Annotated in this window: 9 protein-coding genes; 8 read left to right on the plus strand and 1 reads right to left on the minus strand. The window is 63.7% G+C overall.

Features of this window, described 5'->3' with window-relative positions; translation table 11 throughout:
• Positions 1-17 precede the first annotated feature (17 nt).
• Both G365_RS0116865 and G365_RS0116870 read left to right on the plus strand, forming a co-directional pair.
• Positions 18-560, plus strand: coding sequence for a cyclic nucleotide-binding domain-containing protein (locus G365_RS0116865; RefSeq protein WP_019646715.1), 543 nt, complete (start codon positions 18-20; stop codon positions 558-560).
• Positions 560-4,408 (plus strand): ATP-binding cassette domain-containing protein, encoded by a 3,849-nt coding sequence (locus G365_RS0116870; protein ID WP_281164090.1) that lies wholly within the window; start codon positions 560-562, stop codon positions 4,406-4,408. Before G365_RS0116865 ends, G365_RS0116870 begins: the two co-directional genes overlap by 1 nt.
• Here the strand turns inward: G365_RS0116870 and G365_RS0116875 are convergent.
• Positions 4,356-5,321: a LysR family transcriptional regulator gene (locus G365_RS0116875; protein WP_019646717.1), complete on the minus strand. Its 966-nt coding sequence runs from the start codon at positions 5,319-5,321 to the stop codon at positions 4,356-4,358. The two genes, G365_RS0116870 and G365_RS0116875, sit on opposite strands and share 53 nt — an antisense overlap.
• A 292-nt stretch (positions 5,322-5,613) precedes the next feature.
• Between G365_RS0116875 and G365_RS0116885 the strand changes: the two genes are divergently transcribed.
• The 6 genes from G365_RS0116885 (at position 5,614) to G365_RS0116910 (ending at position 12,985) form a co-directional block, all read left to right on the plus strand.
• Positions 5,614-6,615 carry a hypothetical protein gene (locus tag G365_RS0116885; RefSeq protein WP_019646719.1) on the plus strand — a complete coding sequence of 334 codons (1,002 nt, stop codon included), beginning with the start codon at positions 5,614-5,616 and terminating at the stop codon, positions 6,613-6,615.
• A gap of 187 nt (positions 6,616-6,802) precedes the next feature.
• Positions 6,803-7,393 (plus strand): response regulator, encoded by a 591-nt coding sequence (locus G365_RS0116890; RefSeq protein ID WP_019646720.1) that lies wholly within the window; start codon positions 6,803-6,805, stop codon positions 7,391-7,393.
• Between the two features lie 48 nt (positions 7,394-7,441).
• Entirely contained in the window at positions 7,442-9,187 is a 1,746-nt protein-coding gene (locus G365_RS23215) for an ATP-binding protein (protein ID WP_019646721.1), read from the plus strand.
• A complete protein-coding gene (locus G365_RS22135) occupies positions 9,184-10,317 on the plus strand; it encodes an HDOD domain-containing protein (protein ID WP_019646722.1) in 1,134 nt (377 codons plus the stop codon). Before G365_RS23215 ends, G365_RS22135 begins: the two co-directional genes overlap by 4 nt.
• 132 nt (positions 10,318-10,449) lie before the next feature.
• A complete protein-coding gene (locus G365_RS0116905; RefSeq protein ID WP_019646723.1) occupies positions 10,450-11,646 on the plus strand; it encodes an acyl-CoA dehydrogenase in 1,197 nt (398 codons plus the stop codon).
• A 112-nt stretch (positions 11,647-11,758) separates the two neighbouring features.
• A complete protein-coding gene (locus G365_RS0116910; RefSeq protein ID WP_019646724.1) occupies positions 11,759-12,985 on the plus strand; it encodes a CaiB/BaiF CoA transferase family protein in 1,227 nt (408 codons plus the stop codon).
• The last annotated feature ends 236 nt before the right edge of the window (positions 12,986-13,221 follow it).

Below are 13,221 nucleotides of genomic sequence, written 5' to 3' on the forward strand. Positions count from 1 at the left end.
AGCCCATAGGACACTCCATGCGCAAGGTTCTCTATATTCTCGGTCAGCTGACCGATCAGGATGCTGAATGGCTGGCCCGCAATGGCAGACGGCGGGAGGTCCCGGCAGGGGAAACCCTGATCCGGCAGGGGCAGCCGGTTTCGGCGATGTTCATCCTGCTCGACGGCCATCTGGAGGTGCAGGTCAACGGCATCGGTCGGGTCGCCCGGCTCGGCAGCGGTGAAATTGTCGGCGAAATGTCCTTTGTCGATAAGGCTCCCCCCGCCGCGTCGGTGCTGTCGCTGGAAAACTGCGTGGTGCTGGAGCTGGACAAGGCTGCCATTGAACGGCGGATCGCCGAGGATATGGGCTTTGGCATGCGCTTTTACCGCGCCATCGCCTGCTTCCTGTCCGACCGTCTGCGCGCCACCGTCACCCGCCTTGGCTATGGGACGGCGCAGGAAGAGGACGCCGATCAGGGGCTGGCCGCCGATGAACTGGATGAGTCGGTGCTTGATACCGTTTCCCTCGCCGGGGACCGTTTTAACCGGATGCTGAAAATGCTGGGGGTCGGCTCCTGATCCGCACTCCGGTCTATCTTCAGAACGAGCTGACCGAATGCGCCCTGACGGCGCTGGCGATCCTGCTTGACCATTACGGTATGCCGGTGCCGCTGGATACCCTGCGGCAGGACAGTGGCCTCAGCCAGAATGGCACCACCGCCGTCGAGCTGTTGCGTCTGGCCCGCCGTTATGGTCTGGAGGCCAAGGCCTACAGCCGCGATATCGACGGGCTGACGGATCTGGGATTTCCGCTGATCGTCCAGACTGACTTCAACCACATGATGGTGGTGGAAGGGATCACGGCCACCCGGGTGCAGGTCAACGACCCTGCCGTCGGCCCGGCTGAGCTGCCCCTGTCGGAGTTTTCAGAGCGCTTCACCGGGATCGTTCTGCTGATGCGGCCACCTCCGGGCTCCGCAGTGCGCCGGGGCCCGCTGACACGGGCCCTGAACCGTCTGCGGCGGGACTGGGGGCCGGTGTGGCAGGCGATTCCCCCCGTCAGGCGACGGCAAATTCTGCTGAATGCCAGCGCCGCCGGGATCCTGACGCTGCTGACGGCGATAACGGTTGCACTGGCAGCGGTGGCGATCCTCCCCCCCCTGCCCGCGCTGGCGCTTACTGCTGCGCTGCTGGCCGGGCGTAGCCTGCTGCTGGCCATGACCGGACCGACCCTGACGGATGCCCTGCGCGATGCCGCCTGCCACACCCTGACCGCTCAGCCCGGGCGCTATTTCAGCATGCGCGGACCGGACCGGATTCTGGGGCAGGTGATGGCCCTGATCTCCCCCGGACAGGCCCTCGGCAGTAAGACCGGGGCCCGGGTGCTTGATCTGCTGCTGCTGCCGGTGTTTCTCACGCTCCTGCCGTTCAGTGGCCCTGCCCTGCTCGGGCTGGCCTGTGTCGGACTGACCGGGCTGGCTGCCCTGCCGTTGCTGGTGGCGGTCAGTGACCGCACCGCTCCGTGGCGGCGGTTTTCCCCGCAGGAGTTACGCCTCCCCGGACTGGACGGCCAGACACTGACCCGCGATACCGACTGGGCCTTTTCAGGCCAGCGCAGCAGCCTGTGGGCCAGCCTGAACGGATCAGCAGCCCAGACCGTTCTCAACCGCCACCGGGCGGACCGCGCCCTGCGCCGGGCCAGTGCCGGGCCGGTGCTGATGATGGCCTGTGTTGCCGGACTGGGTTGGAGCGGACTGGGTTGGGCCGGGCCCTTACCGCCCCCGCAGGCCCTTCTCACCCTGTTTTGCCTGTTCTGTCTGTGGCGGCTGACCGATAGTCTGCCCAGCCTGATTCAGGTGCAGCGCACCGCCCCGGCTCTGTCTGATCTTCTGGCCCCGCCGGTGCCATCCCCGCCAGCCCCCGGTGGAGACAGCCTCAAGGCCAGCGGGCTGACCTTCAGCTACCGGCCAGACGGGCCACCGCTGTTCGCCGGCCTGTCGCTGACCGTGACCGCCCCACAGCAGATCAGCCTGACCGGCCCGTCCGGCTGTGGAAAAAGCACCCTGTTACGGATTCTGGCCGGTCTGGACTGCCCCGGCAGCGGCACGCTCCTCCGCCCGCAGCGGATTGTCCTGCTTGACGGGCAGGAGCCGTTTCCGGCGGGCTCTCTGCGGGACAGCCTCAGCCTGTCGGGGGCAATCCCCGCCGATGACCGGCGGATCGAACAGGCCCTGCGGCGGGCAGAGGCATGGCCCTTCCTCTCCCACCGGGGCGGGCTGGACGCAAGCATCCCCGATGGTGCTGTCACCTTCAGCGGCGGGCAACGGCGGCGGCTGGCCCTTGCCCGCGCCCTGCTGACGGACCCGACGCTGATCTTGGTGGACGAGGCGTTTGACAGCCTTGATCCGGCGCTGGAACAGCGCGTCCGTCATGCCCTGCGCGATGCCGGGATCGGTCTGGTGACCGTCACCCAGCGCCCGGAATCGCTGCGGATGGCAGATCAGGCCCTGACCCTGACCGCAGCGGGTTTTCTGCCATGGCAGGAAGACGGCGCCGCGCTCCCGCAGGCAGTGACAGAAACCACCCCCCTGCCACCGGCAGAAGCCGCCCCCTTGAGCGATCAGGATCGCCTGATCGTACAGGAAACGGCCCACCACCTGACCGGGCGCGCACCGGATCAACTGTCCCTGCCCCAGACCGGCCTGACGATCCGGACGGCATTGCTTCATTCCGGGGTCCTGACCCGGCGGATACGCCTGCGACCGGAAGACCAGCCGCAACGGTCCGCCCTGCCGCTGCTGATCCGCAGCGCCGGACGCTGGAGGCTGCGGCCCGGCCCCAACCCGGTCCGAGTAAAAGGACCAACAGAGACAGAGGCACTGGCCCCCCATCCGGTCAGCCTCATCGCCCCGCCGCTCGCCCCCCTGTTATGGCGGGCGACAGGGCTTGCCCTGCTGCTGTGCCTGCCTGCCGCACTGGCCGGGACCCTGATTCAGGCCGGGGCAACTGCCGCAACCTCTGCACTTCTGGCGGCGGCCACGGCCTGTAGCCTGCTAGTCGATCAGTGGCTGCGCAGCCGGAATGAGACGTCCCTGCTTAAAGCCCATGCCAGCCTGTGGAGCTGGCTGCTGTTTCTACCGCTGCCGGTCCTGCGGAAGGAAAGGCCGGAACGGGTCGATCCATGGCTACCCGACTGGCTCGACACCATACGTGCCGGTCTTCCGGCCCTGACCGCCCTGCCGCCGCTTCTGACCGCTGCCGGGATTGCCGCCGCCGGAAGCCCCCTGCTGCCGGTGATTTTGCCGCTGACCGGTATCACCCTGCTGACCGCCATCTGGTACAGTCATCGCCTGCGGGTCCTGCATCCACGCAGTCTCCAGCTGCGCCGCAGTCTGTCGCAGACCCTCGGGGCTCTTTTATCCCTGCGCCTGCTGTCTGCCGACATCGCCGCCCTGACCCACTGGCGGCAGAATCAGCAGGCCCTCGACCGCAGACAGTGGCCCGCCCATCTGGGCATGGCTCTGGCCGATCTCGGCCCCCTGCTGCTGATCCTCGCAGGCCTGATCGCCCCCGGCCTTGCCACGGTCCCGCTGCCTGCCCTGTGTCTGACTGCCGTCGTTCTGGCCGTGGCGCTCCGGCACGGGGGCGGTCTGGCTGCTGCCGCAGTCCGTCATCCCGTTATGTTCGCCGGGCATCGCAATGTCCTGCCAGCCCCCCCTTCCCGGGGCCCACTGACACTGACGGCAGACAATCTGGCCTTTACCTTGCCCGGAGCCCCCGCACCGCTGATTGCGGGCATGGCCGCCCCACTGACCCTGCGACCGGGCACCATCACCGCGCTGTGCGGACCGTCAGGCTGCGGTAAAACCACCCTGACCCGCCTGCTGACCGGGATCATGACCCCGCACTCCGGCGGCATTACCCTCAACGGCCTGTCAGCCGATACAGCCATGCTGGAAGATCTTCAGTCCCGTACCGGCTGGCTGGAGCAGGATGACAGGCTGCCGGTCGGCACGGTGCGGTCTCTGGTTTCAGGGAATGGGGCAGCATCAGAAGCGGACTGCTGGCAGGCCCTTCAGGCGGTCGGCATGGCCGACACCATCGCCGCCCTGCCAATGGGGTTGCAGGCCGTGATCAGCGGCACCAGCCTGCCTGCCGGACACGGGCGGCTTCTGGCGCTGGCGCAGGTGATGCTGACCCGCCCGGCCCTGCTGATTCTGGATGAAGCCCTGAGCGGTCTGGAAGGCGGGCGGCTGCCCGGATTACTCGGCATGATCCGGCAATCCGGTTGTGCCTGCCTGCTGGTCACCCACCGCCCGGACATCCTGCCGCTGACCGATGCAGCGTGGGAAATCCGGGACGGAGTGGTCAGACCTATTCTGTCAGGACCGAATTCGGCAGGGCCGTATCACGCCAGCGGCCATTGACCGTTACGGTTTCCAGCTTGCGCAGGGTCATATCCCGCACGGTGCGGGCGGCAATGGTCAGCGGCCGTTCCGCCGAATGGGCCAGATGAATTGTACGGGTGATCGACGGATAGCGGATCGGCGCGGTTTCCAGCCGCGCACCGTGCATGCCGCTGCGGGCGATCCGCTCCGACAGTACGGTATACCCGGCCCCGGCAGATACCAGCGCCTTGATATGGTCCAGCGCATCCATCTCGATCACCACATCCAGCGGCACCCCCATGCTGCGGGCGGTGGCTTCCACCTCTTCGCGCACGCCATGCGGGCGGCCGGGCAGAATCAACGGCAGATCCTGCAACCCGGAGAAACGGACGTGGTCTCCGCCGGTCTGTTCCCGCAGCCGGGCCAGCTGACGATCATACTGCGGGGCGACCAGGTGCAGATCTTCCGTCGCCACCACCTGCACGGTCAGGCCGGGAATATCCTCCGCCCCGAATACCAGCGCCAGATCAACCTGCCCGGCCCGCAGCCATTCCAGCGTATGGCCGGACAGACCTTCAATCACCCGCAGGCGGATATCCGGATACTCCTGCCGCACCGCCAGCGCCAGCGGGACTGACAGCACCGGGCCGAGAGACGTCGGAATCCCGATCGTCACCGGCCCGGAGGGCATGGTTTCCACGCCGCGGATTTCCTCACGCAGGGCATCAACCTGCCGCAGCAGCAGGCGTGCCCGCTCCAGCAGCCGCTCCCCGGTTTCCGTCGGCACCACGCCGCGCGGGGTGCGCAGCACCAGTTCGCTGCCCAGCTCTTCTTCCAGTTTTCGCAGATGCTGGCTCAGCGCGGGCTGGGCAACCCGCAGCGCCTCGGCGGCCCGTGTCAGCGACCCATGGTCCGCGATACCCACGAAGTACCGCAACTGCCGCAAGTCCATTTTATTGTCCACCCGTAAGCATTTGGCCGTCCCCTTCGTCTGGCCTCTCCGACCCCGCTGACCGCAGGCCTGATCTCAGACGTGGTTCTTAAGCCGGTTATCATATCACCCTACCCCCCGGCGCAACCTCTGGCAAAGCCCTTTGCGTGCGGGAAGCCATGAATTATCATGCCTGACTGTCTTTTTCCGGCAGGGTGGGATTCATCAACAGAACCGGTGATTGAATACCCCGCATCCCGGAAATCAGAAAGACCTCATATACGGACGCCCCCACCCGGAGCACTCAGGCACGATGGCAAACAACACCCGGCAGAAGGCCGGCGGTCAGCCAAAAGGGCTTTTCTCTTCGCTGAAAAGCATGCTCGGTTTCGACAGCCCGCCACCCCCCCAGCCCCCAAAACCGATTGTCCGGATCCATAAAGGTGAGGGCGAGGAAGATCACTGGGTTCCGCTGTCGCTCGATGAAGTGCTGGAACGGAAACCGGACGCCGAAATCCATCTGATCACCCTGCAACAGTTCCGTATCGCTGTCGGGGATCTGTGGCCGCGCATTTCCAACAAGGCCATTCTGCTGGCCGACGCAACCCTGCGTCAGGTTGCAGGCCCCGGCTGCATCATGAAACAGATGCAGGAAGAAAACTTTCTGCTGTCCTTCCCCAAGCTGGCCCCGATGGAAGGGCGTCGCCGCGCCACTGCCGCCGCCATCGCCTTAGGCCAGAAACTGGTGGGCGCACGCTTCAAGATCACCGGGGACAATGAAGCTGAACCGGCGATCTGCATGGCCTCGGTCAAGGCATCGGATCTGGCCGGACCGGACGGCCGCCTGAATCCGGCGACGATTGATCTTCTGGCCGCCACATCACGACCGATCGGGGACGGCCCGAGCCTCAGCGGTGGCGACAGCGCCGCCGGGCGTGACGCCGGTGGCCTGACCGACGCCTCCAGACTTCAGGGAAAAGGCGAAGACCTGCCGGAATGGGAAAAACTGCACCATCAGCGCCGCGCTGAACAGGGGCCGGACGCCGCCGGGGATACCGGGACTGCCAAAAATCCTGACGATATGCCGGAATGGGAACGCCTGCGCTGGGAACGGCAACAGGCCGGCCTGCCCCCCGAAGAAGCCCCTGTCATAGCCGCAGACGGCAGCAAACCCGAAGACATGCCGGAATGGGAAAAAATCCAGCCGCAGCGGCGAAAACCGCAGGAAATGTCCCTTGAACTGGTGCTGATGAAAAAGGCGCGCGAGAACAAAGGCAAATCCGAACCGGAATGGGTGCCGATCCAACGGAAATAGACCCCTTCCCCCCTCCTCACCTCGCGCTGCGACCAAAGGATATCCCCGCTGTATGCGGGGATATCCTTTTGAAACACCGGGCATAGTCTCTCCGGCCCATAGTATTTCTGCAGCCACACGCTACTCTTGGAGACAGGGTGGACGGCAGGTATCCCCAACTTGACGTTGAAGGTGAGGGAGAGACATCATGGGACACAGAATCCTCTTTGTAGACGATGAGAAGAATGTCCTGTCTGCAATCCGCCGGACGTTTCATTCTGATTTTATTGTCGAAACCTCCGGGAATGCCCCTGAAGCCCTGAAGAAGTTCATGGCCGGTGAGGTTTTCGCCGTCACGGTCACGGACATGGATATGCCCGGCGTAACCGGGCGTCAGCTGGTGCAGCAGATCCGCCGGATCGCCCCGTGGACGGCACGGATCATCCTGACCGGCAAACCCAGCATTGACCTTGCCACCGAGATGCTCGCCAACGATGAGATCTTCCGCTACCTGCTGAAGCCAAGCTCCCCCGAAAAGCTGCGCGAGGCGATTCAGGAAGGTATCCAGTGGCACATTGCCAAAGTCGAAGAACTGGGCGGCATCAATCCCGGCATCATCCTCAGCTCGGTCAGTGACCTGATGCCCGGCGATGAAATCACCGCCGATGTGGTCAGCACGCAGGGCAACGTATTGGTCCGCCGGGGCAGCATCGCTGACGCCGCCACGATTGACGCCCTGCGTCGGCTGGAAGCTGCCGGACGCCTGATCACACGTGTCCCGGTACGGCGCTTCAGCTGACCCCGGCCACGTCCGGCCCCTTTTTACGGTTGGTCAGGAGGCACTCTCATGGACCCGGTCACCGCCGCCGCACTCACCTTTGCCGCCATCGCAGTCCCAACCGGGGCGCTCGGCCTCAGCATCGTCCGGCGCAGCCGCCAATGCCGGGAAAAGCAGGCGCTGGTGATTGACCGGCTGGAAGACTGCCTGACACTGGCAACCGACTGGGTCTGGGAGTGTGACACCGAAGGCCGCTTCACCTATTTTTCTCAGCAGATTGAAACCATTCTGGGGATGCCGGTCACCACCCTGATCGGTAAAACACGGCGGGAAATTGCAGGCACACCGTCGAGCTCTGCCACTGTTCAGAAAATTGAAACGGCAATGGCCGACCGGAAACCGTTTGCGGACATCACCTATTCAGCCCTGCTGCCCGACGGCACCATGCGGCATATGCGCATCAGCGGAAAGCCCCTGTACGGCCCGGACAAGACCTACATCGGCTACCGGGGCATCGGCTCTGACGTTACCCAGCAGGTGACAGAGCGGGAAGCGGCCCAATCGGCGGAAGCCCGCCTGCGGATCGCCATTGAGGGGATCCCCGAAGGCTTCGCCCTGTGCTCAATTGCCGGTATCGTCACCATGCGCAACCGCCGCCTTGGAAAAATGGTGGAGCGGGCAGGCGGGCATATCGACAGGGAGCCGACCCTGCGCGCCATCCTGACCAGCTGCGCTGAAGAGCCGCAGGCCATCCACGACTATCTTGATGCCTGGTACACCCGGGTCGCCAAACCGATGGAGTTCCGCTGCCGGTCCGGACTGATCTATGTGGCCCGCACCCAGATCTCCCCCGATAACAGCATCCTGCTGACCCTCAGCGATGTCAGTGAACAGCGCCGCGCGCAGGATGCTGAAAAGCGGCTGGAGGAAGAGCGGCGGCAGGCCCAGAAACTGGAGGCCATCGGCACTCTGGCCGGGGGGATCGCCCACGAGATCAATACCCCGATCCAGTACATCGGGGACAATGTGCGCTTTGTCGCCTCGCTGCTGCCGGATCTGATCCGGCTGGCTGAGGAGGTTAAAAAATCCGAGGATACCCGGTCACTGGAAGAAGCATGGAGTGCGGTCTCGGGCATCGTCGGCGCGATGGATCTCGACTTCATCGCAGAAGAGGCCCCGCTGGCGCTGGAACAGACGCTGGAAGGAATCTCTTCCGTCAGCCGCATCGTTCTGGCGATGAAGGAGTTTTCTCATCCATCCCTGAAAGACCCGGTCCCCTTTGACCTGAACCGCAACATTGAAAACACCGTCACGATTTCCCGCAATGAATGGAAAATCGTTGCCACCGTCGATCTGGATCTCGACACCACGATGCCCCCGGTCATCGGTCTGCCCGGCGATCTGAATCAAGTGTTCCTGAACATGGTGGTTAACGCCGCACATGCGATTGAGGATGCCCGTAAACCCGACCTTGGCGTGATCCGCATCCAGACCCGGCAGGCCGATGGTGTGGTCACCATCTCCATCGCCGACAGCGGCTGCGGCATCCCGGAAGAAAACCTGAGCAAGATCTTCGAGCCGTTTTTCACCACCAAGGATGTCGGGCGGGGGTCGGGACAGGGGCTGGCAATCGCCCACGATATCGTCACCCGCAAACACGGTGGGCGGATCGCCGTCGACAGCATCCCCGGTGAAGGCACCACCTTCACCATCACCATTCCGCTGGATTGCAGCACCCTGCCCCAGTATCAGACACAGCCCGAAACGCTTTCAGGAGACGGCGCGCACGGCCAGACAGCACAGGTGTCATCATGAAAAAGTATTCGATCCTGTTTGTCGATGACGACACCCGCCTTCTGTCCGCGCTGCGGCGGTTGATGATGACCCGTGCCGTCGAGTGGTCATGCCAGTATTCCGCCTCGCCCGAGGAAGCTCTGGCGCTGGTGACGACCCAGCATTTTGATGTGGTGGTCAGTGACATGCAGATGCCGGGAATGGACGGGGCCGCCCTGCTGCAGGAAGTCAGGATCATCAGCCCGGACTCGATCCGCATTGTTCTGTCGGGATACTCACGGACTGAGACCATCGCCCGCGTCGCCGGACCGGCCCATCAGTATCTCGCCAAGCCGTGCCCGTCAGACACCCTGTTTGATGTCATTCAGCGGTCCCTGATGCTGCGCGAGTTTTTCAACAGTCCGGTCCTGCGCCGCATGGCCGGGGCGCTGACCGCGCTGCCATCCCCTTCGGGCAAATACGCCAGTCTTCTGGCTCTTCTGGACTCTCCGGTCTCAAATGCCACTGACATCGCTCAGGCCATGACCGGGGATGTGGCAATGGTGGCGGAAATCCTGAAACTGACCAACAGTCAGTACTTTTCTCTGGCCACCAAAGTCACCAGCGTTGATCAGGCCGTCAGAATTCTTGGGGTCGAGATCATCCGCCTGCTGGTGCTGAATGTCGGCATCTTCTCGATGTTCAAAGCCACAGGCCCTGCCGCGCGGGTGATGAACATGGTCGAAGCCCGGGGTCTTCTGCTCGCCAATGCCGCAGCCGAACGGGCCAGCGTGATCGGTGGCACCCAGCGCGACATCCAGTTCGCCCGCATCGCCGGTATGCTGTCGGAAATCGGTATGCTGATCCTGCTCGACCGCGACCCTGATCATTACACGCTGGCCCTGTCGAAAGCCGTCGCCAGCGGGCAGACCGTCGCAGAGACCGAACAGCGGCTGCTGCAGGTGACCCACGGTGATCTGGGGGCCTATCTGCTTGGCACCTGGGGGTTCAATGACGATGTGGTATGGGCGGTGGCCGCCATCTCCCCTTCCGCCCCGACCGAAGCCCGCAACAGTGTGGTGGCCCGCGCTCTGCTCTCCGCCCGTACCCTGCACCCGCTGGAGCAGGCCCTGAAGGCTGTTTTCAGTGAACCGACAGCAGCCCATGCCTGAAAACTCAGCCTCGGGGCATAGATATAACAAAAAATAATACAGAAGAGATCGAAACTGTTTTTCCCTTATGCCGTAACCCCGGGTATGGTCGTTGCAGATACCAACTCAGCGTCCAAGCCAGGGAGAGACACTGTGCAGGCTTTCAAGTGGGAAGACCCGTTTCTGATCGAAGACCAGCTGACCGAGGAAGAGCGTCTGATCCGTGACGCGGCTCACGCCTACTGTCAGGAAAAGCTGCAGACCCGCGTTCTGATGGCGTTCCGTGAAGAACGCTTCGACCGCGAAATCATGAACGAGATGGGCGAGCTCGGCCTTCTCGGCCCGACCGTGCCGGAACAGTACGGCGGCCCGGGCGTCAACCACGTTGCTTACGGTCTGATCGGCCGTGAAGTTGAGCGCGTTGACTCCGGTTACCGTTCGGCCATGTCGGTCCAGTCCTCGCTGGTGATGCACCCGATCTTCGCTTACGGCTCGGAAGAGCAGAAGATGAAGTATCTGCCGAAGCTGGCGAGCGGTGAATGGGTCGGCTGTTTCGGCCTGACCGAACCGAACCACGGCTCTGATCCGGGCAGCATGATCACCCGCGCCAAGAAGGTCGACGGCGGCTATCTGCTGACCGGTCAGAAGATGTGGATCACCAACAGCCCGATCTCTGACATCGCCATTGTCTGGGCCAAGTCTGATGCCCATGACAACAAGATTAAGGGCTTCATTGTCGACCGCGCCATCGCCGACAAGGAAACCCCGGGCGCCTTCAGCACCCCGAAGATTGAAGGCAAGCTGTCGCTGCGCGCTTCCGTCACCGGTGAAATCGTCCTCGACGGCGCTTTCGTGCCGGACGAGAACCTGATGCCCAACACCACTGGCCTGTCCGGTCCGTTCGGCTGCCTCAACAAGGCCCGTTACGGCATTGCCTGGGGTGCCCTCGGCGCCGCTGAGTTCTGCTGGCACGCTGCCCGTCAGTACACCCTTGACCGCAAGCAGTTCGGGCGCCCGCTGGCTGCCAACCAGCTGATCCAGAAGAAGCTGGCCGACATGCAGACTGAAATCACCCTGGCCCTTCAGGCCTGCATCCGCGTCGGCCGGATGATGGACGAAGGCACCTGGGCGCCCGAAGCGGTTTCGATGATCAAGCGCAACAACGTCGGCAAGTCGCTGGATATTGCCCGTATGGCCCGTGACATGCACGGCGGCAACGGCATCTCCGACGAGTTCCACGTGATCCGTCACATGGTCAACCTCGAAACCGTGAACACCTATGAAGGCACCCACGATGTGCATGCGCTGATCCTCGGCCGTGCCCAGACCGGTATTCAGGCCTTCTCCTGATCCGCTCGGACAATAAGGTCGTCTGATCGGTTCCCCTCTTCCGCCGGTGGTGTTGCTCCACCGGCGGAAGAGACCCTCTCTCTGCCATTCTGCCCTGCATAAGGAAGCCCCCATGTCCGGCGCAGCCAAATCCGGTCCGCTGTCCCATATCCGCGTGCTCGATCTGTCTCGTGTTCTGGCGGGCCCGTGGGCAGGTCAGCTTCTTGCCGATCTCGGGGCCGAAGTCATCAAGGTCGAACGGCCCGGTGCCGGGGATGATACCCGTGGCTGGGGCCCTCCGTTCCTGAAGGACGAGGCGGGCAACCCCACCAGCGAGGCCGCCTATTACCTCTCCGCCAACCGTGGCAAGAAGTCGGTGACCATCGACATGGGCAGCCCGGACGGGCAGGCCCTGATCCGTGATCTGGCCGCCCGCTGCGATGTGGTGCTGGAAAACTTTAAGGTCGGCGGTCTGAAGAAATACGGGCTGGACTACGACAGCCTGAAGGCCATCAAACCGAACCTGATTTACTGCTCGATCACCGGCTTCGGGCAGGACGGGCCCTATGCCCACCGCGCCGGATACGATTTCATGATTCAGGGGCTGGGCGGGCTGATGAGCCTGACCGGCGAACCTGACGGCATGCCGATGAAAGTCGGCGTCGCTTTTGCCGATATCTTCACCGGCATGTATTCCACCGTTGCCGTACTCGCCGCGCTTGCTCACCGTGACCGCACTGGCGAAGGCCAGTATATCGATATGGCCCTGCTGGATGTGCAGGTGGCGGTGCTGGCCAATCAGGCGATGAACTACCTTGCCTCCGGTAAGGCCCCGGGCCGCCTCGGCAATGCCCATCCGAACATCGTCCCCTATCAGGCGTTCGCCACTCAGGACGGCCACATTATTCTGGCTGTCGGCAACGACGGGCAGTTCGCCCGCTTCTGCGCGGTGGCCGGACGGCCGGAACTGGCAGAAGACGAACGGTTCCGCACCAACCGCTCCCGTGTGCAGAACCGTGCCGATCTGGTGCCTGAAGTGGCCGGAATGGTGGCGCGCAAAACCACCGCCGAGTGGATTGCCGCCCTTGAGAATGAAGCCGTGCCCTGCGGCCCGATCAACACCCTTGATCAGGTGTTTACCGACCCGCAGGTGATCTATCGCGGCCTGAAACAGACTCTGCCGCATCCGGTGGCGGGGTCAGTCGATCTGGTAGCCTGCCCGATTAAGTTCTCTGAGACACCGGCCGGGGCAACCACCCCGCCCCCGTCTCTCGGGCAGCATACCGCAGAGGTGCTGGGCACCCTTCTTGGGCTGGAAACCGCCCGGATGGATGCCCTGCGCGAGGCCGGCGTGATCTGAGTGTCTTCACGCTGACCGGTGCGGCGGTTTGCCGCATCTTCCTTAAAGGTATGTGGCCCTAGGGCTACATGGCTTTGGGGGATCGGTTCCCCCCTGACCGCGCGGCCAGGGCTTATGCCGGTTTCCTGACATTCGCGGATCCCAATGTGTTCTGTACGACCTTACTGGGCCGGTTCCTTGTGGACCGGCCTCTTTTTTTATTTCGGACAGACCAGAGTCGGAAAAATGACCCGGCC

The organism is Novispirillum itersonii subsp. itersonii ATCC 12639 (assembly GCF_000381985.1).
Lineage (GTDB): Bacteria > Pseudomonadota > Alphaproteobacteria > Rhodospirillales > Rhodospirillaceae > Novispirillum > Novispirillum itersonii.